Source organism: Faecalibacterium sp. i21-0019-B1 (assembly GCF_042852915.1).
Classification (GTDB): Bacteria; Bacillota; Clostridia; order Oscillospirales; family Ruminococcaceae; genus Faecalibacterium; species Faecalibacterium taiwanense.
Genome location: NZ_AP031425.1, coordinates 1,066,413 through 1,087,564, shown reverse-complemented (window position 1 = coordinate 1,087,564; position 21,152 = coordinate 1,066,413). Strand labels below are relative to the sequence as shown.

The following is a 21,152-nucleotide window of genomic DNA, read 5'->3' as shown; positions in this document are numbered from 1 at the left end:
GGGAACATCCGCAGATGTTCCCGATTTTCGCATTATCAATATAATTTCCGCTGAATATGGCGCAGCACACGCGGAGCCATTCCAAATCGTTTTGTCAGTTCTGGGGATGCACGATATCGCGCCAATCCAGATCGCCTCGCTCCAAGCCGTGGATCAGTACCTCGGCAGTGGCAATGTTGGTGGCCATGGGGATATTGTGCACATCGCACAGGCGCAGCAGCGTCATTTCGTTGGGTTCGCTGGGCTTTGCGTTGATGGGATCACGGAAGAACAGCAACAGGTCGATCTCATTGCAGGCGATGCGGGATGCGATCTGCTGGTCGCCGCCCTGCACACCGGCCAGAAAGCGCTGCACCTGTAAGCCGGTAGCTTCTGCGATCAGTTTACCGGTGGTGCCGGTCGCTACCAGTTTATGCTGGCTCAGGATGCGGCAGTACGCCGTACAAAACTGAACCATCAGCTCCTTTTTGGAGTCATGCGCAATGAGTGCAATCGTCATCCGTTACCCTCTCCTCTTCCTAAACGATTGGAACGCTTTTGTAAAAAAGTCCTTTGCCTGAAATGATATCACAAAATCCAATCTTTTACAACTGTTTTTTATACAGAATATTCAATTTTGTTTTCTTTTCAGGGATGTTTCCATTCAAAACCCCGCTGCAGTGCCCTTTCCCGTGTCGGTTTTGTCTCCCGTTTTCAGTTCTCCGGCGCAATGGCATCGGGGTTCTGCTCGGTGTCTGCGGCGGGCTGCTGCTCGTCCTGCACGGCAGGCTGGGCTTCCCCTTCTGCTGCTGTTTCCGGCGCAGCGGTGTCTGCGGCGGGTGTCATCTGTGCAGGCTGGGCTGCGGCATTGCCGGTGGTCTGGCCTGCAGCGGCCTGTGCTGGGTCAGTGGTCTGCGCCTGATCTTCCTGCTGGGCCTGCTCGGCTTCCTTTTCCGCTTCGGCCTGCTGGGCAAGGCTGCCATCCTTCAGGGCAAAATAGGCATTTGCAATGTCCACCACCAGATCACCGGTACGGGCACCATAGCCTCCGTACTCAATGCTAATGCCAATGGCGATCTGCGGATCATCCGCCGGGAGGTAAGCCACCATCATGGCGTTCAGATAGTGCTTACCGGGCGCATAGGTCTCGCTGCGCTGAGGTGTACCGGTCTTGCAGGCGATCGGCACCGGATAGCTGGAAATTTTGCCGCTGATGGTGCTGGGCACCTGCTTCATGCCCTGCCGCACCAGCTCAAAGGTGTTGCCGGTGCCTTCGATCACATCCATGACCTCGGGCTTGGTCTCGCTGAGCACCTCGCCGGTGTTGGTGTCCAGAATGGCCTTGACGAAATGGGTGCGGTAACGGGTGCCGTTGTTGGCCAGCGTTGCCGCGTAGGTAGCCAGCTGGATGGGCGAGACCACCGTGTTGCCCTGACCGATGGCGGCCTGCACATCCAGCGATGCCGTATAGTTGGAGTCGCTCTTGGTGGTCAGACGGCCCACGGCCTCGCTCACCTCCACACCGGTGCGCTGGCCAAGACCCAGCTTGTAGGCATAGGCATCGTACACATCGCTGGTCAGGCGGCGGCCAACATCATAGAAGAAGATGTTGCAGCTCCACTTGATGGCCGTCACCACATCGATGTTGCCGCTGTGGCCGTGGCGGGTACAGCGGGGGTGGTAATCCTTGAAGTAGTTGTACACGCCGTTGCAGTAAACGGTAGAATACTGGTTGATGAGGCCGCTGTCCAGTGCAGCCACCGCCACGGCGGGCTTGAAGGTAGAACCCGGCGTATACAGGCCCTGCAATGCGCGGTTGAACAGCGGCAGGCTCGGGTCGGAGCTGTACTCGCTGTAGTTAGCGGCATACAGGTTCTGGTCATAGCTGGGATAGTTGGAAGCAGCCAGCACACTGCCGTCCTTCACGTCCAGCACCACCACCGCACCGGCGGCAGCTTTCATGGTGCCGGTATTGTACACGCGGTTGATCATATCAATGTTGTCCGCCAGTGCCTTGTCCACGGCACGCTGGAAGTTGCTGTCAATGGTCAGCTGCACGGTATGGCCCGGCTCCGGCACAGTGGTGAGCTTTGTATCCACGATCACGCCGTCCGAATTGCGGGTGATGGTCTCCACGCCGTCCTTGCCGCGCAGCTCGTCCTCATAAACGGATTCCAGACCAGAAATGCCCAGAACATCGTTCATGTTATAGCCTTTTTCCCGCAGCGGATAGGTCACCTGACCGTTGGAATCAGTCACCTTCCACTTTTCCGCCGTGATCTTGCCCACACGGCCCAGCACCGCCGGGATGATATCGCTCTGGTCGTAGCTGCGGGCGCTGGTTTCCACGATCTCCACACCTGGCAGTTGCAGGCTGTGCTCCTTGATGGTGGCCACCGCGAGGGTGCTCACGTTCTCCGCCATGACAAAATTGTTCACATTGGAGAACGCCTGCCGGTCCATCTCGTAGTGGATGCCGGCCAGCACACGCTGCCATTCCGGCGAAAAATCCTGCAGATCGTTCTTTTCCACCAGCATTTCCATTACATCGTTGGCGGTGGCGTACTGCTGCAGACCAAGCGTTTCCTTCATGTCTGCCAGCTGCTTCTGGTCGCTGGTGGACGTGTCATCGTCCGTAAAGGCGTAATTGCCTGCTGCGTCCGCCTGACCGATCAGCAGCGTATCATTCCAGCTCTCGCCATTCGCACGCAGCAGCTCCACGATCTGCTGCAGCATGGTATCCAGATCCCGGTCGCCCATCAGCAGTTTGTTGAGGACCACATTGTAGCTGGTGGTTGTGGTGGCAATGCGCCGCCCGGCGCTGTCCACGATATCGCCGCGGGCCGCCGTGACCGTAAAGTTATAGTCGGTGGTGTTGGTGGCCTTGGCCTTGAAGTCGTCGCCGTTGACCAGCTGCAGAAAGATCAGCCGCATCACGTACAGGCCCATGATAACACATGCCACTGCAATGAGCAGGATCATCCGGCGCGCAACGGTTTTTCGTTCGTTTTGGTTCATCCGCGTTTCCTCCGGCGGTTCAGACTACGCCGTTGTCGATTTTGAATGCGCTGTAAATGTGCCGCACCAGACTGAACAGCATCAGCGACGGCACCAGCGTCATCATGGCCGAAGGCAGCACAAAGGTCAGCCAGCGGCTCAGCGCCCAGCTGTAGCCGGGCATGTAGTAGAAGAACAGCCAGTCCAGCGAGAGCACCACAAGGGCCGTGCCGGTGCTGATGAGCGCAAAGTTCCATGTGCTGCCCTGCAGATACACCTGCACCAGCACCGAAAGCGCAAAGCAGAGCAACAGCAGTTCCAGCGCCAGCATACCCACGGTGCGCCCGGCGGTGTAGTCCCACAAAAGGCCGCTCACGGCACCAAACAGTGCACCTGCAAACTCGCCTTCATACACGGCCACAGCCAGACACAGCGGCAGAATGAACAGCGGCTTTGCCTGCCCCAGCTGGAGCAGGCCGGGGGTCGTCTGCAGTGCCGCGCACACAAACAGTGCCACCGCATAGCAGACCCATTTCAGGATCTGGCTGCGGCTGCGCATGCGGCGTGATTCCATACAAATGCGCCCCCTTAATAGTCGGTAATAACGAATACGTGCTTGACCGTGCGCGGGTCTGCACCCGGGCGCACCACTGCAATGGAAGATTTGCCGCTGACTTCCGGCTCCACCTTCTGCACGGTTCCCACCAGCAGATCCGGCGGGAACACTCCGCCAAGACCGGTGGTGATCACCTGATCGCCCATCTTCGTCTCAGTGGCGCGTTCCAGATTGGTCAGCACGCACAGGCCGTCACCGGCATAATCGGTGCTGCCATTGATAATGCCGTTTTCCCGCGTGCGGGATACCACGCCCGCAGCGCTGAAGCTGGGGTGCAGAATGGTCATCACCTTGCAGCTGGTGGTGTCGGCTTCCACCACCATGCCGATCAGATAGCCCTTATCGCTGATCACGGCATCGTTCACGGCTGCGCCGTTCACCGTGCCGCAGTCCAGCGTAAAGCCTCCGAACTCATCCAGCGGGTCGCGGCCGATCACAAAGGCAGAAATATAGCTTGCTTCGGTGTTGGAATCCTGAATGCGGGCCAGTGCCTTGTAGGCTTCGTTCTCCGCCTTGATGCGGTCGTAGTCCACGATCTGCTGGCGCAGCTCAGCATTCTCCGCTTCCAGCTGTTCGTTCTGTTCCATGACCTCATCGATGCTGGTGTATTTTTCCCACACCGAGCCAATGCCGCCGCTCAGTGCCGATGTGACCTTCTGGAGCGGCATCAGCACCACGCCCAGCAGTTCCTGCGGGGCAGCAGTCAGCCGTCCGTTGGCACCGGCATAGGCCATGATTCCCACCAGAAACACCGCCACGGCTACCAGTATCTTAAATTTCCATGTGTCAAAAAAATCCTTCAAGGGAGTACCCTCCTGTTTCGGGTGGATGCCATGCCATAAGAAAAGCGCGGACAGCCCTGCCATCCGCGCAAGAGACATTGTTTGCAGCGGAAATCAGCGCAGACGCTGCGCAAAAGAGCCTTTTTCCGCAAGTGTGGGCCTTGCCCGTGTTACATGTGGCCGCCGTCGGTGTCCAGCACGTCATGCAGGACATCCACATGATCCAGCACCGCACCAGCACCCTTGGCCACGCAGTCCAGCGGGTCTTCCGCAATGTGTACGTCGATGCCGGTCTCGCTTTGGATCAGCTGATCCAGACCGCGCAGCAGTGCACCGCCGCCGGTCAGGGTGATGCCGCGGTCGATGATATCCGCACTCAGCTCCGGCGGGGTGCGCTCCAGCGTTTCCTTGATGGCGCTGGTGATCTTGACCAGGCATTCCAGCAGAGCTTCGCGCACATCCTCAGAGTGGACGACGATGTTCTTGGGCAGGCCGTCCACGAGGTTACGGCCCTTGATCTCCATGGTCATTTCGGGGTCCAGCGCATAGGCGGAGCCGATCTCGATCTTGATCTGCTCTGCGGTGCGCTCACCGATCAGCAGGTTGTACTTGCGCTTGATGAAGGCGATGATGGCCTGATCGAACATATCACCTGCCATGCGCACGCTGCGGGAGGCCACGATGCCGCCCAGAGAGATCACAGCGATCTCAGCCGTGCCGCCGCCGATATCCACGATCATGCTGCCGGTAGGCTCGCTGATGGGCAGGCCCGCACCGATGGCTGCTGCCATGGGTTCCTCAATGACGGACACCTGACGGGCACCGGCCTTCAGGGTAGCTTCGCGCACAGCGCGGCGCTCCACCTCGGTAACGCCGGACGGGATGCAGATGACCACGCGGGGGCGGGAGAACATGCTGTTGCCGCATGCCTTCTTGAGGAAATTTTCCAGCATGTTGGTGGTGATGTCAAAGTCAGCGATCACGCCATCCTTCAGCGGACGCACAGCCACGATGCTGCCGGGGGTACGGCCAATGACAGCCTTTGCCTCGGCACCCACACAGCGTACCTCGTCGGTCTTGGTATCCACAGCCACGACCGAAGGCTCCCGCATGATGATGCCCTTGCCCTTCATATATACCAGAGTATTTGCGGTACCCAGATCGATACCTACATCTTTAGAAAACAGGCCCATTGTAAAAATTCTCCTTATGCTTCCCATTTTATCTATAGCGCCAGAACATCCGGCAGCCCTTTTGTGCCGCCTTTGCGCAGAATAACACGGTTCTATTATAGCCGCAAGGCAATGATTTCTCAAGCGTTTGCGCAAGTTTTCTTCGTTTTTTCCAGTTTTATCACACAAAATGTGCCAGCAGCTGTACGGTGCGGCTCACCGGCAGACCCATGATGGTGTAGTAGTCGCCCTCAATACGGTCCAGCCAGAGGGCCGCCCGCCCCTGAATGGCATAGGCACCGGCTTTATCGTAGGGTTCGGCGGTGGAAGCGTAGAAGTCGATCTCCTCTTCACCCAGCGGGAAGAAGGTAACGCGGCAGCTGTCCACAAAGCTTTCAGTGCGCGCACCGTCCGAGATGCACACGCCGGTGTGCACCTCGTGGGTAGCACCGGAAAGGGCGCGCAGCATCCGCTTTGCGTCCTCTTCGCTGTGTGGCTTGCCGAACACCTCGCCGTTCACATCCACCACCGTATCACAGCCGATGACCACAGCGCCCGGGTGCTGGGCCGAAACAGCAAGGCACTTGCCCCGGGCCAGCTGTTCCACCAGATGGGCAGGCGTAGCGGCCTGCACCGCACTTTCGTCAAAGTCACTGACGCAGACGGTGAAATTGGTGGTATATAAGGAGAGCAGCTCCCGCCTGCGCGGGCTGCCGGAAGCTAAAATCAGGTTCATGATTCCATCTCACTTTCCGGTAGAACCAAAGCCGCCCTCGCCGCGCTGGGTATCGCCCAGCTCTTCGGCAGGCACAAAGGCAGCGGTGTACACCGGTGCGATGCACAGCTGGGCCACACGCTCACCGGGCTGAATGGTGTAGGCTTCCCTGCCCAGATTGACCATGGGCACCTTCAGCTCGCCGCGGTAATCGCTGTCCACCACACCCACGCCGTTGGCCATGCACAGGCCGTGCTTGATGGAAAGGCCGCTGCGGGCGTACACCAGTGCCACACTGTGGGGGCCGGGCAGCTCGATGGCAAGGCCGGTGGGCACCAGTGCCCGCTCCATGGGGGCAAGGGTGAGCGGCGCGTCCAGTACGGCGCACAGGTCGGCTGCAGCAGAGCCGGGGGTTGCGTAAGAGGGCACCTTGGCACGGGTGTCCAATACCTTATATTTTACTGTAATGGGTTCCATAGTATACCTCGTTTTGATTTTATAGCAACTCCTTCAGTCTCGCATACGCTCGACAGCTCCCTCAGGGAGGCGGCATTGCGTCAGCAATGACGGAAGGAGTTTCAGTTCGTACCTTTAAAATACAACCCACGGGTAAAATCACCTTCAAAGGGTGCATGGGTGCGAATCATCTCCAGAATTTTGGCCGCTTCCTCCCGGCTTTCCAGCGTGAAGTAAGCCACACCGTAGTCCACCGTCAAAGCGCCCGGCTTATCCCCCATATAAATAGGTACAGGGTTATAGATGGTGCGCACACCAAGGCCGCACCGCACCGGGAACTTCTTGGCCTTGCGGTCGGTCAGCTCGCCGGTCTTGTCGCAGTGGGCGCAGTCGTGGATGTTCTGCAGCGGGCAGGCACGGGTGATCATCAGCGGCATATGGCCGTACACCAGCACGCCGGTGGGCACCGGCCTGCTGTTATGGGTGGGCGCAATGGTGCTGATGTCGCTGTCCTTCACCTCGGGCAGGATGAGCATGGAGCCAAGGCCGTTGTCCGCGTAGAACTGCGCGGCCAGCTGGTTCGTGATGTTCAGGCCAAAGCTGCCGCTCATGGGCAGGCCCCGGCACAGGCGCAGGTGGGCGATATTGCTCACCTCATAGCCTGCAAAACCGGAGTCCTGCGTGGCCGCGATGCGGCGGGCGGTATCTTCTTCCAGCTTGCCAAACATGACCCGGGGCAGTTCCAAAAGGGTCTTTGCCCGCCATTCCCGGGGCACGCGGTCGGCCTGCGCAATGGGCAGGATGAGATACTCGATGCCGTCAAGCGCCCGCTCCGGCACCTGCTCCCAGCTCTCAAACCGGGCACGCAGGGTACGGTGAGGCGGCAGGGTGCGCAGCGGCAGGGCAGGCACATGCTCCTCGGTGGTGGGCCACGGGCGCAGCACTTCCCGCTTTTTGAGCAGGGCATCCAGCGCTTCGCGGCGCAGCTCGTTCACCGCACTGCCCGGGATAAACCACGGCCCACCGTCCATTTCCACGGCAATGTCCTGATCTTCCACCGCAAAAGGCGTGCCGCCGGTCTTGGCAAGGCTGCGGTGCAGGCTTTCGGTGGGATCAGTACGGGCAGGCTGCGGCTCTGCATCCCCATAGGCAAAGGCCTTGCTGCCGTCTGCATCGGTGACAGTGAGCTTTTCGCCGCCCTCTTCAATTTCCAGCTTCATCTTTACCGGCACGCGGCTGCGCTCACGGCGGTAAAGCTCCCGCAGCATGGGCAGGGTCTTTTTGGTCTGTTCTGCATCTGCTTCACTGCGCACGCCGAACATGGTGCCGTCGATCTTTCCATCCAGATAGCCGGAGGTGAAGCCGGAACGGCTGAAAGCATTCTTCAACAGGTCGCGGTCGTAGGCGCGGCCCTCGCGGCCTGCAAGACAGGCGCTGACTGCCGCCGCCACATACTCCGGCGTGCGCAGACGGCCCTCGATTTTTGCCGATGCCACGCCAAGCGCCTGCAGCTTGTCCAGCTTATCAATGACCGAATTATCCTTTAAGGACAGGTGGTGCAGGCGGCCCGGCTTGCCCTCCGGCAGGGCATTTGCCTCAAACGGCAGGCGGCACGGGCCGGCACAGGAACCGCGGTTGCCGCTGCGTCCGCCCAGAAAGGCCGACATGTAGCACTGGCCGCTGACGCACATGCACAGCGCGCCGTGCACGAAGCACTCGGTCTCGATGCCGCAGTGCTTCGTGATATGCTCCACCTCGGGCATGCTCAGCTCACGGGCCAGCACCACGCGGGTGAAGCCCAGCTCCTTGAGCTCCAGCGCACCCTGCAGGCTGTGCACGCTCATCTGGGTGGAGCCGTGGCGCGGCAGCTGCGGTGCAATTTTACCGATCAGCGTTGCCACTGCCAGATCCTGACAGATGACCGCATCGGCACCGCTGGCTGCAACGGCACGGATGGCCTGTTCCAGCGCGGGCAGCTCGCCGCCATAGACGGTGGTGTTCAGCGCCACATGCACAGCCACGCCCCGCGCATGGCAGAAGGCGACCGCATCTTTCAGCGTATCCGCGTTAAAATTGTTGGCACTGGTGCGGGCATTGAAACCCGAAAAACCCAGATACACTGCGTCGGCACCGCTGAATACAGCGGCACGCAGCATTTCTTCGTTGCCCACCGGGGCAAGGATCTCGATCTTTGACATACTTCTCCTTTATCCTGTAAACGGCTTATTCCGCCTTGTCCGCTTCGCCCTCGGCAGCAGACTGCTGTGCCGCCTGCTGGGCGCGCTCCTCGCGCCGGGCTTCCTTATTGCGCATCTTTTCCAGCTGTTCGCGCAGGGCGGCAGCTTCCCGCCGCAGCACCTCATTCTCTGCTTTGACCTTATCTTCCGCCAGCTTTGCGCGGGTAGCATCCGCAATGTAATCCTGGATCTGGCTGCGCATATTCTCAGCACTGCCGGTGCTCTTGCGGTATTCGTCCAGATAATCCATGGCGCAGAACACCGCCGCCTTAGTCACCGAAAGATTCGCATTATCGTCCAAAAGCTTGGTGATGTCTTCATCCAGCTTTTTCGCCAGCGACAAAATATATTTTTCCGGGTCCGTCGTAGCAATGGCATACGGCGTACCTGCAATGTTCACCCGTACCTTGTTGACCATATCTGTTTCCCCTTTTTATCCTTTTCTGCCCGCAGCGGGCAGTGATCTTCTGATTTTTGCCGGGAAACGGTACCGTTCCCGGTACCGTTTTGGTGTCTTGTCACCCGCCGGGCGAGTTACCCGGCACATTTCTCCCGGAGTTTGTCCCCGAAAATGTTTCGGAACACAGCTTTCTTTCCTTATTATAATATAAATAAGCATCAAGAAAAAGTGTATTTTTTGAAATTTTGGCATATTTATCAGAAAGTTCAATAAAAAATGTCAGTTACAGAAAAAATCCCCTGATTCCTTGCATTTGTCATTCTGCCATATTATAATATCTTTGTTATGTTGGCGGCAGAGCAAGTGAGGGAAAGTGCCTGCAGGTGCCAATTATTTCAATTATTTTAGCAAAGCTGAAAACTTATGCGGATAGGAGTACCTTTATGACATCGAAAGAATTCGGTAAACTTCTTCAGGACAAGCTCACCAGCGAGTACGGCGTGGAGCTGAGCGTTGCTTCCAACCAGCAGATCTACCGCTCTCTGGCTCTGATCTGCCGCCAGATGATGAGTGAGAACCACAAGAAGTTCCAGTCCAAGGCCATTGGCACCGGCACCAAGCAGGTGTATTACCTGTGCATGGAGTTCCTGATGGGCCGCAGCCTGAAGACCAGCCTGCTGAACCTGGGTCTGGACGAGGTGGCAAAAAAGGCCCTGTCCGACGCTGATATCAGCATTGACAGCATCTTTGAGGAAGAGCCGGATGCAGGTCTGGGCAACGGCGGTCTGGGCCGTCTGGCTGCCTGCTATCTGGACGGCATGGCCACCACCGGCATCTGCGGCACCGGCTACTCCATCCTGTACGAGTACGGCATCTTCAAGCAGAAGATCGTGGACGGCTGGCAGCAGGAGCGTGCCGACAACTGGCTGCCCGGCGGTCAGGTCTGGCTGAAGAGCCACCCCGATCAGGCTGTGGAAGTGCGCTTTGACGGCGAGATCCACGAGAACTGGGACAACGGCTTCCACTATATCCAGCACACCAACTACAACAGCGTCATGGCTGTTCCCTCTGATATGTATGTGCAGGGCTACGACGGCAAGGGCGTTGCAAAGCTGCGCCTGTGGCAGGCAAAGGCCCCGGACTTTGATATGTCCAGCTTCTCTCTGGGCAACTACAACACTGCAATGAGCAAGAACGCCAATGCAGAGCTGATCTCCAAGGTGCTGTACCCCAACGATAACCATGTTGAGGGCAAGATCCTGCGCCTGCGCCAGCAGTACTTCCTGTCTGCCGCATCCATCGGCGATATCGTCCAGAACCACCTGTCCAGCTATGCGACCCTCGAGAACCTGCCCGACAAGGTGGCCATCCAGCTGAACGACACCCACCCCACCCTCGCCATCCCCGAGATGATGCGTATTCTGCTGGATGAGTGCGGCTTTGGCTGGGACAAGGCATTCGACATCTGCCAGAAGGTCTTCTCCTACACCAACCACACCGTCATGGCTGAGGCTCTGGAAAAGTGGAACGTGGACATCTTCAAGATGACCCTGCCCCGCATCTACCAGATCGTGGTGGAGATGGACCGCCGCGCCCGCGCAGAGCTGGAGAAGGTCTTCCCCGGCGACAAGGGCAAGATCGACTATATGGCACTGATCGGCGACAATCAGGTGCGCATGGCAAACATCTGCGCCTACACCGCCAACAGCATCAACGGCGTGTCCAAGCTGCACAGCCAGATCATCAAGGACAGCGTCTTCCACGATTACTACCTGTTCAAGCCGCAGGCCTTCAAGAACGTGACCAACGGCATCGCTTACCGCCGCTGGCTGCTGGCCTCTAACCCCGGCTTGTGCAAGCTGCTGGACGAGACCATCGGCGACGGCTACAAGCATGATGCTTCCGATCTGTCCAAGCTGAACAAGTTTGAGAACGACAAGACCGTTCTCAAGCGCCTGAACGAGATCAAGCTGGAGAACAAGACCAGCTTTGCCAACTATCTGTCCAAGAGCACCGGTCAGGTCATCGACCCGAACTCCATCTTTGACTGTCAGGTCAAGCGTATGCACGAGTATAAGCGCCAGCACCTGAACGCGCTGAACATCGCTGCCCAGTACCTGTACCTGAAGGAGAACCCCAACGCCGACTTCATCCCCAAAACCTATATCTTCGGTGCAAAGGCTGCTCCCGGTTACTACATGGCAAAGCAGATGATCCGCATGATCTGCAAGCTGGGCGACCTCATCAACAATGACCCCGCTGTGCGCGACAAGCTGCGCGTGGTCTATCTGGAAGAGTACTGCGTCTCTCTGAGCGAGCACCTGATGCCCGCCGCCGAGGTCTCTGAGCAGATCTCTCTGGCAGGCACCGAGGCTTCCGGTACCGGTAACATGAAGTTCATGCTGAACGGCGCTATCACTCTGGGCACTCTGGACGGCGCAAACGTGGAGATCGCAGACGCTGCCGGCAAGGAGAACGAGCTGATCTTCGGTATGCTGACCCCCGAGGTGAACAACCTCAAGCAGGTGGGCTACCACCCCAACGCCTTTATCACGGGCGACGACGTGGCCAACTACACCCTGAACTTCCTGGAGCGCGGCTGGAACGGCGAGAACTTCCACGAAGTGACCGAGAACCTGCGCACCAGCGACCCGTACATGGTCATGGCCGACTTCAAGGATTACCGCCGTGCACAGGCCGACCTGCAGAAGCTGTATGGCGACCGTGAGAAGTGGGCACAGATGAGCCTGAAGAACACCGCCAACAGCGGCATCTTCAGCGCCGACCGCGCCGTGCTGGACTACGCACGCGACATCTGGTACGCTTCCCCGGTGCCCATGGGCAAGTAATTTTCCCTTAAAAAATCCATCTGCCCCGGCGGCGTTTGGCCCGCCGGGGCTTTTTTGAGAAAGGACGACCCTGCTTTGTCTTGTCTGTTCAATAGCTACGACCCCTATTTCAAGCAGCCCTTTGGCGCACTGCGGGCCGGTCAAACCGTGCGCCTGACCCTTTGCATCCCGGAAGAGCTGGGCTATGTCGATCCTCATCTGGTGCTCCAGAAAGAGGGAAAATATGACGTGCCGGTGCACTACCGCATGAAGTTCGACGGCCAGACCCCCCAGCAGAACCACTTTTCCGTGGAGCTGCCGCTGAACGACCCGGGCCTGTACTTCTACTACTTCGACCTCTACACCGACTTCCGCCGCATCTACCGCGGGCCGGACAACTGCGGCGTTGTCAGCTGGCAGGAAGGCGAAAAGTGGCAGATCACCGTCTACGATGCCGGTTTCCAGACCCCGGAGTGCATCAAGGGCAAGGTGTTCTATCAGATCTTCCCGGACCGGTTCTGCGAGGGCATTGAGAACAAGCCCATGCCTTTCCCGGACCGGCTGTATCAGGCCGACAAACACGCCGAACCCTTCTGGCAGCCCAACGAGACCGGCGGCCACCTGAACGAGGACTATTTCGGCGGCGACTTGGAAGGCATCCGCATCAAGCTGCCCTATCTGCGGGAGATGGGGGTGGACTACCTTTACCTCAACCCCATCTTTGAGGCGCACTCCAACCACCGCTACAACACCGCCGACTATCTCAACGTAGACCCGCTGCTGGGCACCAACGAGGAGTTTGAGGTGCTCTGCCGCGAGGCCGCCAAGTACGGCATTGGCATCGTGCTGGACGGTGTGTTCAGCCACACCGGTTCCGACAGCCGCTATTTCAACCGCGAAGGCCGCTATGGTGACGGCGGCGCTTACCGCGACCCCAACTCCCCCTACCGCAGCTGGTACGATTTTGACCCCAAGTATAAGGGCGGCTACCGCAGCTGGTGGGGCTTCGAGACCCTGCCCGAGGTGAACGAAGAGAACCCCTCCTATGTGGAGTTCATCACCGGCGAGGGCGGTGTCATTGACACATGGCTGCGGCGCGGTGCCGCAGGCTTCCGTCTGGATGTGGCCGACGAGCTGCCGGACGACTTTATTGAAAAGATTCGCGCCGCTGTCAAGCGGGTCAGCCCGGAGAAATTCCTGCTGGGCGAGGTGTGGGAGGATGCCACCACCAAATACGGCTTTGGCCAGCGCCGCACCTATCTGCTGGGCAAGGGGCTGGACAGCGTGATGAATTACCCCTTCAAGAACGCTGTGCTGGACTTTGTAAAGGGTAAGCCCGCCGAGCAGGCCATGGGCGAAATTCTGTCCATCTGTGAGCACTACCCCGCCCCTGCCATGGACACTGCGCTGAACTTTCTCTCCACCCACGACACCGAACGCGCCCTCACCGTGATCGCGGACGAGCCCGCCAACGGCCGTGGCCGCGAGTGGCAGAGCGGCCGCTGTGTGACCGGCGAAGCCTACGAGGAGGGGATGCTGCGCCTGCGCATGGCCTATGCCATCATCTACACACTGCCCGGCGTGCCCTGCCTGTACTACGGTGACGAGATCGGGATGCAGGGCTACCGCGACCCCTTCAACCGTGCCTTCTTCTGCTGGGACAGCCACGAAAAGCGCCTGAAGCCGGTGCTTGCTCAGCTGGCGCAGCTGCGCCACACCTGCGAGGCCTTCCGCACCGGTGAGCTGCGGGTGCTCCGGGCGCAGGACGGCATCCTGCACTACCAGCGCGTAGGCGAAGCGGAAACCGCCGAGGTCATCGTGAACCGCTCGGAGCACATCATCGTGGAGCCGCTGGCTTCCGGCAAGCACACGGAGGTGAACCCCATGGGCTTTACCATCGTGGTGGAGGAGAACGGGCATAACCCGAACCACAGCTATTACGATATCCAGTAAAAACGATTTGAATGCCCGCCGCGTTCGCTCCGGGCACATTCAGAGGAATTTTTATCTTTTATTTTCGCAACAACGGGCAGCCTGCGGGCCGCCCGTTGTTGCATTTTCACACAAAGGGCCGTATCCGCAAACTACATCTTGCACTGCTTTTCATTTATTTTGTTCTTTATTTCGTTTTCTGCGCAACGTTCCAGTAAAAAACGCTTGACCTTCCACCCGGGGGATACTCTATAATAGGGGCATAAGGAGGGAGAACCATGAACCCTGTTCCATTTCTCTGGCTGGCTGCCGTGGTGGGCTTTTTGCTGTTGGAGGCTTCCACCTTCAGCATGACCTCCGTCTGGTTCGCCGTCGGCGCAGCTGCCGCCCTGCTCACCTGCCTGTTCACGGATTCGTTCCGGGCGCAGGCCCTGGTGTTCATCGTGGTAAGCGTTCTGTGCCTGCTGGCGTTCCGGCCGCTGGCTGCAAAGCTGCGCCAGAAAATCACCCCCACCAATGGCGACCGAAACCTTGGCCGGGAGGCCACCGTGCTGACCACCGTCACCGCCGACCTGCCGGGCCGTGTGCGACTGGACGGCGTGGACTGGAATGCCCGCTGCGCCACTCCCGGCGACATTCTCACCCCCGGGCAGCGCTGCCGTGTGACCGAACTGCACAGCACCCTGCTCATCGTGGAGCCCGTATTGACCGAAAGCCGCAGAGCGTGATCTGCGTTCTGCGCTGAAACGTTGCACCCATCTGAAAAAGGAGAACCACTATGGTCATGTTTTTTCTGATCCTCGCGCTGGTCTTTGTCGTCCTGCTGGTGATCATCACCAATATCGTCATCGTGCCCCAGTCCAAGGTGTATGTCGTTGAGCGGCTGGGCAGCTACTCCGACACATGGTCGGCAGGCCTGCACATTAAGATTCCCTTCATCGAGCGCATCGCCAAAAAGGTGAGCCTGAAGGAGCAGGTGGCAGACTTTCCCCCTCAGCCGGTCATCACCCGCGATAACGTTACCATGCAGATCGATACCGTGGTGTTCTTTCAGGTGATGGATGCCAAGCTCTACACCTACGGTGTCAACCAGCCCATTGCGGCAATCGAAAGCCTGTCCGCCACCACCCTGCGCAACATCATCGGCGAAATGGAGCTGGACCACACCCTGACCAGCCGCGATGTCATCAACGGCAAGATCACCGCCATCCTGGACGAAGCCACCGACAAGTGGGGCATCAAGGTGAACCGCGTGGAAGTGAAGAACATCATCCCGCCGCGTGAAATTCAGGAAGCCATGGAGAAACAGATGAAGGCTGAGCGCGAGAAGCGCGCCGTCATCCTGAAAGCCGACGGTGAAAAGCAGGCCGCCATTACCGCCGCTGAGGGCGAAAAGGAAGCCGCCATCCTGCGCGCGGATGCTGTGAAGCAGCAGCGCATTCTGGAAGCCGAGGGCGAAGCACAGGCCATTCTGGCCGTGCAGAAGGCCAATGCCGACGCCATCCGCCTGTTGAACGAGGCCATGCCCAGCGATAAGGTTCTGGCCATCCGCAGTCTGGAAGCTCTGGCCAAGGTGGCCAACGGCAAGGCAACCAAGATCATCATTCCTTCGGAGCTTCAGAATCTGGGCGGCGTGGTGCCCAGCATCAAAGAGCTGATGACCGACCCGAAGGACGCAGAATAAAATTTAAAATTCCGGTTCACCGTCTGTGCTATATGCAGGCGGTGAACCTTGTTTTGCACGATAAAGGAGTTCTTCTATGATCTACGATACCCTGAACAACCTGCCCAACTATCTGGGCGTGAGCGACAACCTCGACACCGTCATTGAGTATATCATGGCGCGGGACATCACCACCCTGCCCGCCGGACGCACCCGCATCGACGGTGAAAAGGCTGTGGTCACTGTGAGCACCGTCACACCGCTGACTTCCGATAAAGCGCTGTTCCAGCGTCACGACAACCACATCACGCTGGAGACCGATCTGGACGGCAGCGAGCTGTTTGAGGTGAGCCTTGCAGAGCTGACCCCCACAAAGCCCACCGACGAAGCCACCGACACCACCGTGGGTACCGCAGGCACCAGCATTGCCGGAATGCTGTGCGAGGGGCGGTTTGCCCTGTATCTGGCCGGAGAGCCCTATAAATCCGGTCTGAAGGCGCAGGGCTGCGGCAAACTGAAGAAAGCCGTGTTCAGCATCGAGCTGGACCCGGACGAAGAGGACGAGACCGAGGAATAAGCCGAGAGAGGGCATTTATATGGGATTTTTTGCTGTACTGGCTGCAAGCCTGTTTGCCGTGTTCCTCTTTACCGTGTTCGGCGGCTATTCGCTGCTGCTCTGGTGCCAGCAGTCCCTGTGGATGGTGGTTCCGCCTGCGGTGGTGCTGGCTGTTCTGGTGTGGACGTTCCTGAAAATGGACGACAAGATCACCGCTCTGCAAAAGCGGGTGGAGGAGCTGGAAGACGCACAGAAAAACGCCGAAAAGCCCGAAAAATAAATACAGCGCCGCCCTTGCCAGAGAAGATTCTCCTGCAGGGGCGGCGCTCTTTTTTGCAGCTTACTTTTTATCCTGTGGGTCATCCAATCCTTTGAACATCACCATGCCCAGAATTGCAAAGCTGGCACCCAGCACAAAACCCACTGTCCCCATCGACACGCTGAACAAAACGCCCATGGCAACGCCGAACAGGATACCCGCGATCTGACTTTTCTTCATTTTACTGCTCCGCCTTTCCGTACCATGCAACAGACAACCGCCACGAAAGCGCATACAGCGCCAGCGCCGCCACCGCAATACCCAGCAGAGCCAGTGGCGGAACGCCCTGCGGCAGAAGGTTCCGGGCCAGGCCGTCCTCATTGGCGGACATGCCAAACCCCATCAGAGCCGCAACCAGGCCGACCATAAGATAAAACGCATATTTTGCCTTTTCGTAGCCAAAACGGTAATTCAACGGCAGCAGAACGGCACTGTTCAGCAGCGTTGTCATGCCTACCTGCACCAGCGTGGAAACCACAAGCGCATGGTCCACAGCTGTCCAGTGCAGGCTTGCCACGCCAAGGGCTGCGGCGGCGAAGAGTTCCGCCAGCACCAGCCCGCACAGACCAACGATGTATTTGCTGCCCACCAGCTGCTCTTTTGTGACCGGAAGCGCGGCACTGTATTCGTTGAATTTGCTGGTCTGGTCGTATGCCAGCAGTGTCATGGGCATCATACCCAGCAAAAAGCCCGCATAGACAATGAAGAAATTGGCCCCGTTCATCATCGAGATCACGCCCACACCCATCATGACTACAGCTGCCACAACGACCGTTTTTGCGTAATACCATGCCTGATATGCATCCTTTAATAGCAAGCCTTTCATGCAGCGCACTCCCCTTTCACCATCAGTACAAACAATTCCTCAATGCTTACCGGGGCAAGCTCTGCCCCGGCGGGCATTGCGTCCCGGCGCACAAGCGCCTCTGCCCCGTAGGGGGTGACCCGCTTGCCGTACACCCGTACATCCAGTGCCGCCAGCTGCGCCGCCGTGCCGTGCCACAAGGCGTATTCCTCTCGCAGGGCGTCCTTTTCCTCACAGAGCAGCAGCCTGCCCTTGTGCAGGAAGGCGATGGTATCGCACAGCTTTTCCAAGTCGCTGACGATGTGGGAGGAGATAAGGATGGAGTGGTTTTCGTCCCGGGCAAAGTCCAGCAGCAGGTCGATCACCTCGTCCCGCACCACCGGGTCCAGCCCGTTGGTGGCTTCGTCCAACAGCAGCAGCTTCGGGTGGTGCGCCAGTGCCACAGCAATGCACAGCTTCATCTTCATGCCGGTGGAGTAGTCCTTGTATTGCTTTTTGTCCGGCAGGCCGAACTTCCGGCACAGCTCCGCATAGGCAGCAGCATCCCAGTTGCGGTAGATGCCCGCCATCACCTTGCCTGCCTGCACTGCGTTCAGGCACAGGGGGATGCCCTCGCTGCCCAGCACCACACCGATTTCTTCCTTGGTGTGTACAAGGTCGGTGCGGTTGTCCCTGCCCAAAATGGTCACGGTACCGCCGTCCCTCTGCAGCATGTCCAGAATCAATTTGATGGTGGTGCTTTTGCCTGCGCCGTTTTCACCGATCAGGCCGCAGATGGTGCCGCCGGGCAGTGTCAGATCCAGCGGTCCGAGGGTAAAGTCCTTATAGTGCTTTGTAAGTCCCCGCAGTTCCAGTGCGTTCATGTTCAGCCCTCCCACAGCAGTTCCAGCATCTCCCTCAGCTCTTCCCTGCTCAGCCCGCAGGATGCGGACAGCTTCACAGCTTCGGTAAGGTGCGCTTCAATTTTTTTCAGGTTCTCTTCCCGCAGCAGCTCGGTGTTTTTAGGGGCTACAAAAAAGCCCTTTGCCGGTACTGCGTAAAGGAAGCCCTCTTTTTCCAGTTCATCGTAGGCACGCTTGGTGGTAATGACGCTGATGCGCAGATCCCGTGCCAGCCCCCGGATGGAGGGCATGGCCTCGTCCGGCTGCAAAGCCCCGCTGATGATCTGCTGCTTGATCTGGTTGTAGATCTGGTCATAGATAGGCGCGCCGCTTTTGTTGTTGATAAACAGTTCCATCGGCTGCTCCCTTGGCTCTTGTGTTTTATCTGTATATGCACAGTATATACAGTAAATACGGATTTGTCAAGAGAATGCGCAAAAAAATACACCCGCCGTCCAAAACGGACAGCAGGTGCATTTTTTAGGTTTTACAGTGCCTTGATGGCGGTCTTGATGCGCTCGGCGGCCATCTTGGTCTTTTCGGCGTCACCGAAAGCGGTCAGGCGGAAGTAGCCCTCGCCGCACTCGCCGAAGCCCACGCCCGGGGTACCGACCACGCCGCAGTTTTCCAGCAGCCAGTCGAAGAACTCCCAGCTCTTCATGTTACCGGGGCAGCGCAGCCAGATGTAGGGGCTGTTCTTGCCGCCGCAGTACCACACGCCGCACTCATCCAGTGCGTCCGCGATGACCTTGGCATTCTTGCGGTAGTAGTCCAAATTCTGCTGGATCTCGGCCATGCCGCTCTCGGTGAACACCGCAGCGGCGGCGCGCTGCACCACGTAAGGCACACCGTTGAACTTGGTGGTCTGGCGGCGCAGCCACAGCTTATTGATGTTCATTCCCTCGCGCTCCAGCTCCTTGGGCACCACGGTGTAGCCGCAGCGGGTGCCGGTGAAGCCTGCGATCTTGGAGAAGGAGCAGATTTCAATGGCACACTCCCGTGCACCCTCGATCTCGAAGATGCTGCGGGCGAGGTTCTCGTCGGAGATGAAGCACTCGTATGCAGCATCGTACAGGATGATGGCATCGTTCTTCTTGGCGTAGTCCACCCATGCCTTGAGCTGGTCGCGGGTGTAGGCGGCACCGGTGGGGTTATTGGGGCTGCAGATATAGATGATGTCAGCCTTCACATTCTCATCCGGCATTCCCAGGAAGCCGTTCTCCTGACTGGTGCGGCTGTAGATGATCTTGCGGCCATCGGTCACGTTATCGTCCACGTAGGTGGGATAAACGGGGTCCGGCACCAGCACGGTGTTGTCCACATCGAACAGGCCCAGTACGTTGGCCAGATCGCTCTTTGCACCATCAGAGATGAAAATTTCATCCTCTGCCAGCTGGGTGCCGCGGCCTGCATAGTAGCCCTGAATGGCCTGCTTAAGGAAGGGGTAGCCCTGCTCCGGGCCATAGCCGTGGAAGCCTTCCTTGGTGCCCATCTCATCGGCTGCATCGTGCATGGCCTTGACCACGCACTTTGCCAGCGGCTGGGTCACATCGCCAATGCCCAGACGAATGATCTCCTTCTCCGGGTGTGCCTCCTGATAAGCGGCCACCTTGTGGGCAATGTCCACAAACAGGTAGCTTGCCTTCAGCTCGTTGTAATGCTTGTTCATCTTCATGGTTACTTTCCCTCGATTCTGTTTTGGTATGACCCTCTCAGTCATCTCGCGTCTGCTCGATGCCAGCTCCCCCGAGTGGGGGAGCTTTTTTGTTGTGAAGAAAAACTTTTCCTCTTGATGTGGAAAAGCTCGCCCTTCGGGAGAGCTGTCGCCGTCAGGCGACTGAGAGGGTTTTCGTTTTCCTTACACTTCTGTCGTGCCTTCGCACACGGTCTCGGCGGCGCCGGTCATCAGCAGCTGTCTGCCGGGCAATACCCGGATGGTCAGCACACCGCCGCGCAGCTGCACATGGATGTCCTCGCCTGCCGGGCAGATGCCAAGCTCGGTCAGGGCCGCCACGGTGGCACAGGTGCCGGTGCCGCAGGCCCATGTCTCGCCGCTGCCGCGCTCCCACACCCGCATCTTCAGGTGGGTGGCATCCACCACCTGCACGAACTCGGTATTGATGCGCTCCGGGAAGTTTGCGTGGTGCTCAAAGGCCGGGCCGATCTCTTCCAGCTTCAGGCTGTCCACATCCTCCACCACAGTCACACAGTGGGGGTTGCCCACACTGATGCAGGTCACATGCCACGTTTTGCCGTCCACGGTCAGTTCTTTGTCCACAAGCGGTTCCTCGCCCATGTTCACAGCAGGCAGGCTGGCAGGCATGGCACTGTAAGCGCCCATCTCCACCTGCCACAGGCCCGCACCCTTGTGGGTGACGGTCTTCAGGCCGCTGAGGGTATCAATGGCAAGGGTCGCTTTGGCAATGCCGTGGGTGTACAGCCATTCAGCCACACAGCGGATGCCGTTGCCGCACATCCTGCCCTCGCTGCCGTCGGCGTTGAAAATGCGCATCATGCCGTCCGCACCCGCCGTCTGCGCAGCACAGATGCAGATGATGCCGTCCGCACCAATGGAAAAATGCCGCCGGGACAATTTTTCGGAAAGGGCTGCAATGTTCTCCGGCACACCGCTTTTGCGGCAGTCCAGATAGATATAATCGTTAGCGCAGCCCTGCATTTTGGTAAATGAAAGCTTCATGCTCAAAACTCCTTCATGGGACTTGTGGTCAGTCCCTATAAACTCGCTACTCTATAATGATAAGAAACCGGGGCGCTCCTGTCAAGCGAAAATGCACCTTTCCGGCAATTTTTCGC

Annotated in this window: 21 protein-coding genes; 6 read left to right on the top strand and 15 right to left on the bottom strand. The window is 58.5% G+C overall.

Annotated features, from left to right (window positions below):
• Positions 1 to 94: 94 nt before the first annotated feature.
• From mgsA to ACGHP1_RS05320, 9 genes are all read right to left on the bottom strand, one after another.
• Positions 95 to 499, bottom strand: a complete 405-nt coding sequence (gene mgsA / locus ACGHP1_RS05360; protein WP_005939970.1) for a methylglyoxal synthase — start codon at positions 497 to 499, stop codon at positions 95 to 97.
• A 194-nt stretch (positions 500 to 693) separates the two neighbouring features.
• Entirely contained in the window at positions 694 to 2,997 is a 2,304-nt protein-coding gene (locus ACGHP1_RS05355) for a penicillin-binding protein 2 (RefSeq protein ID WP_154255356.1), read from the bottom strand.
• 19 nt (positions 2,998 to 3,016) lie between these two features.
• Complete coding sequence (mreD, locus tag ACGHP1_RS05350; RefSeq protein ID WP_044953428.1) at positions 3,017 to 3,550, bottom strand: rod shape-determining protein MreD; 534 nt, start codon at positions 3,548 to 3,550, stop codon at positions 3,017 to 3,019.
• Positions 3,551 to 3,564: 14 nt separating this feature from the next.
• The gene (gene mreC / locus ACGHP1_RS05345; protein ID WP_101956484.1) at positions 3,565 to 4,395 is read right to left on the bottom strand and encodes a rod shape-determining protein MreC; all 831 of its coding nucleotides are present in this window, start codon (positions 4,393 to 4,395) and stop codon (positions 3,565 to 3,567) included.
• 149 nt (positions 4,396 to 4,544) lie between these two features.
• Positions 4,545 to 5,567: a rod shape-determining protein gene (locus tag ACGHP1_RS05340; protein WP_005939954.1), complete on the bottom strand. Its 1,023-nt coding sequence runs from the start codon at positions 5,565 to 5,567 to the stop codon at positions 4,545 to 4,547.
• A gap of 160 nt (positions 5,568 to 5,727) precedes the next feature.
• Positions 5,728 to 6,282, bottom strand: a complete 555-nt coding sequence (locus ACGHP1_RS05335; RefSeq protein WP_005939951.1) for a nucleoside triphosphate pyrophosphatase — start codon at positions 6,280 to 6,282, stop codon at positions 5,728 to 5,730.
• A gap of 9 nt (positions 6,283 to 6,291) precedes the next feature.
• Positions 6,292 to 6,738, bottom strand: coding sequence for a dUTP diphosphatase (dut, locus tag ACGHP1_RS05330; RefSeq protein WP_005939948.1), 447 nt, complete (start codon positions 6,736 to 6,738; stop codon positions 6,292 to 6,294).
• A gap of 101 nt (positions 6,739 to 6,839) precedes the next feature.
• Positions 6,840 to 8,915 (bottom strand): DUF3656 domain-containing protein, encoded by a 2,076-nt coding sequence (locus tag ACGHP1_RS05325; RefSeq protein WP_390508211.1) that lies wholly within the window; start codon positions 8,913 to 8,915, stop codon positions 6,840 to 6,842.
• 25 nt (positions 8,916 to 8,940) lie between these two features.
• A complete protein-coding gene (locus tag ACGHP1_RS05320; protein ID WP_097774784.1) occupies positions 8,941 to 9,372 on the bottom strand; it encodes a cell division protein ZapA in 432 nt (143 codons plus the stop codon).
• Between the two features lie 425 nt (positions 9,373 to 9,797).
• Here ACGHP1_RS05320 and ACGHP1_RS05315 point away from each other — a divergent pair, with 425 nt between their 5' ends.
• The 6 genes from ACGHP1_RS05315 to ACGHP1_RS05290 all read left to right on the top strand — a co-directional run bounded on the left by ACGHP1_RS05315 (position 9,798) and on the right by ACGHP1_RS05290 (position 16,613).
• The gene (locus ACGHP1_RS05315; RefSeq protein ID WP_390508209.1) at positions 9,798 to 12,203 is read left to right on the top strand and encodes a glycogen/starch/alpha-glucan phosphorylase; all 2,406 of its coding nucleotides are present in this window, start codon (positions 9,798 to 9,800) and stop codon (positions 12,201 to 12,203) included.
• A 75-nt stretch (positions 12,204 to 12,278) separates the two neighbouring features.
• Positions 12,279 to 14,135 carry a glycoside hydrolase family 13 protein gene (locus tag ACGHP1_RS05310; RefSeq protein ID WP_390508207.1) on the top strand — a complete coding sequence of 619 codons (1,857 nt, stop codon included), beginning with the start codon at positions 12,279 to 12,281 and terminating at the stop codon, positions 14,133 to 14,135.
• 257 nt (positions 14,136 to 14,392) lie between these two features.
• A complete protein-coding gene (locus ACGHP1_RS05305) occupies positions 14,393 to 14,842 on the top strand; it encodes an NfeD family protein (protein ID WP_005939929.1) in 450 nt (149 codons plus the stop codon).
• Positions 14,843 to 14,892: 50 nt separating this feature from the next.
• Entirely contained in the window at positions 14,893 to 15,798 is a 906-nt protein-coding gene (locus ACGHP1_RS05300) for an SPFH domain-containing protein (protein WP_005939926.1), read from the top strand.
• 76 nt (positions 15,799 to 15,874) lie between these two features.
• The gene (locus ACGHP1_RS05295) at positions 15,875 to 16,354 is read left to right on the top strand and encodes a YhcH/YjgK/YiaL family protein (protein ID WP_005939922.1); all 480 of its coding nucleotides are present in this window, start codon (positions 15,875 to 15,877) and stop codon (positions 16,352 to 16,354) included.
• A gap of 19 nt (positions 16,355 to 16,373) precedes the next feature.
• Positions 16,374 to 16,613 carry a hypothetical protein gene (locus ACGHP1_RS05290; RefSeq protein ID WP_097781956.1) on the top strand — a complete coding sequence of 80 codons (240 nt, stop codon included), beginning with the start codon at positions 16,374 to 16,376 and terminating at the stop codon, positions 16,611 to 16,613.
• Positions 16,614 to 16,673: 60 nt separating this feature from the next.
• Here the strand turns inward: ACGHP1_RS05290 and ACGHP1_RS05285 are convergent, their stop codons facing one another.
• The 6 genes from ACGHP1_RS05285 to dapF all read right to left on the bottom strand — a co-directional run bounded on the left by ACGHP1_RS05285 (position 16,674) and on the right by dapF (position 21,036).
• Positions 16,674 to 16,832, bottom strand: a complete 159-nt coding sequence (locus ACGHP1_RS05285; protein WP_165852545.1) for a hypothetical protein — start codon at positions 16,830 to 16,832, stop codon at positions 16,674 to 16,676.
• 1 nt (position 16,833) lies between these two features.
• Entirely contained in the window at positions 16,834 to 17,478 is a 645-nt protein-coding gene (locus tag ACGHP1_RS05280; protein WP_390508203.1) for an ABC-2 transporter permease, read from the bottom strand.
• Complete coding sequence (locus ACGHP1_RS05275) at positions 17,475 to 18,320, bottom strand: ABC transporter ATP-binding protein (RefSeq protein WP_390508201.1); 846 nt, start codon at positions 18,318 to 18,320, stop codon at positions 17,475 to 17,477. The genes ACGHP1_RS05280 and ACGHP1_RS05275 overlap by 4 nt, the downstream gene beginning before the upstream one ends.
• Before the next feature lie 2 nt (positions 18,321 to 18,322).
• Positions 18,323 to 18,694, bottom strand: a complete 372-nt coding sequence (locus ACGHP1_RS05270) for a GntR family transcriptional regulator (RefSeq protein ID WP_005939906.1) — start codon at positions 18,692 to 18,694, stop codon at positions 18,323 to 18,325.
• A 131-nt stretch (positions 18,695 to 18,825) separates the two neighbouring features.
• The gene (locus ACGHP1_RS05265) at positions 18,826 to 20,013 is read right to left on the bottom strand and encodes an LL-diaminopimelate aminotransferase (RefSeq protein ID WP_097774778.1); all 1,188 of its coding nucleotides are present in this window, start codon (positions 20,011 to 20,013) and stop codon (positions 18,826 to 18,828) included.
• Positions 20,014 to 20,196: 183 nt separating this feature from the next.
• Positions 20,197 to 21,036 (bottom strand): diaminopimelate epimerase, encoded by an 840-nt coding sequence (gene dapF / locus ACGHP1_RS05260; protein WP_337678714.1) that lies wholly within the window; start codon positions 21,034 to 21,036, stop codon positions 20,197 to 20,199.
• Positions 21,037 to 21,152 lie beyond the last annotated feature (116 nt).

Coding starts and splice junctions, on each gene's coding strand:
- mgsA (WP_005939970.1), bottom strand. CDS start 499: ATGACGATTGCACTCATTGCGCATGACTCCAAAAAGGAGCTGATGGTT.
- ACGHP1_RS05355 (WP_154255356.1), bottom strand. CDS start 2,997: ATGAACCAAAACGAACGAAAAACCGTTGCGCGCCGGATGATCCTGCTC.
- mreD (WP_044953428.1), bottom strand. CDS start 3,550: ATGGAATCACGCCGCATGCGCAGCCGCAGCCAGATCCTGAAATGGGTC.
- ACGHP1_RS05340 (WP_005939954.1), bottom strand. CDS start 5,567: ATGGGCCTGTTTTCTAAAGATGTAGGTATCGATCTGGGTACCGCAAAT.
- ACGHP1_RS05335 (WP_005939951.1), bottom strand. CDS start 6,282: ATGAACCTGATTTTAGCTTCCGGCAGCCCGCGCAGGCGGGAGCTGCTC.
- dut (WP_005939948.1), bottom strand. CDS start 6,738: ATGGAACCCATTACAGTAAAATATAAGGTATTGGACACCCGTGCCAAG.
- ACGHP1_RS05325 (WP_390508211.1), bottom strand. CDS start 8,915: ATGTCAAAGATCGAGATCCTTGCCCCGGTGGGCAACGAAGAAATGCTG.
- ACGHP1_RS05320 (WP_097774784.1), bottom strand. CDS start 9,372: ATGGTCAACAAGGTACGGGTGAACATTGCAGGTACGCCGTATGCCATT.
- ACGHP1_RS05315 (WP_390508209.1), top strand. CDS start 9,798: ATGACATCGAAAGAATTCGGTAAACTTCTTCAGGACAAGCTCACCAGC.
- ACGHP1_RS05305 (WP_005939929.1), top strand. CDS start 14,393: ATGAACCCTGTTCCATTTCTCTGGCTGGCTGCCGTGGTGGGCTTTTTG.
- ACGHP1_RS05300 (WP_005939926.1), top strand. CDS start 14,893: ATGGTCATGTTTTTTCTGATCCTCGCGCTGGTCTTTGTCGTCCTGCTG.
- ACGHP1_RS05295 (WP_005939922.1), top strand. CDS start 15,875: ATGATCTACGATACCCTGAACAACCTGCCCAACTATCTGGGCGTGAGC.
- ACGHP1_RS05290 (WP_097781956.1), top strand. CDS start 16,374: ATGGGATTTTTTGCTGTACTGGCTGCAAGCCTGTTTGCCGTGTTCCTC.
- ACGHP1_RS05285 (WP_165852545.1), bottom strand. CDS start 16,832: ATGAAGAAAAGTCAGATCGCGGGTATCCTGTTCGGCGTTGCCATGGGC.
- ACGHP1_RS05280 (WP_390508203.1), bottom strand. CDS start 17,478: ATGAAAGGCTTGCTATTAAAGGATGCATATCAGGCATGGTATTACGCA.
- ACGHP1_RS05275 (WP_390508201.1), bottom strand. CDS start 18,320: ATGAACGCACTGGAACTGCGGGGACTTACAAAGCACTATAAGGACTTT.
- ACGHP1_RS05270 (WP_005939906.1), bottom strand. CDS start 18,694: ATGGAACTGTTTATCAACAACAAAAGCGGCGCGCCTATCTATGACCAG.
- ACGHP1_RS05265 (WP_097774778.1), bottom strand. CDS start 20,013: ATGAAGATGAACAAGCATTACAACGAGCTGAAGGCAAGCTACCTGTTT.
- dapF (WP_337678714.1), bottom strand. CDS start 21,036: ATGAAGCTTTCATTTACCAAAATGCAGGGCTGCGCTAACGATTATATC.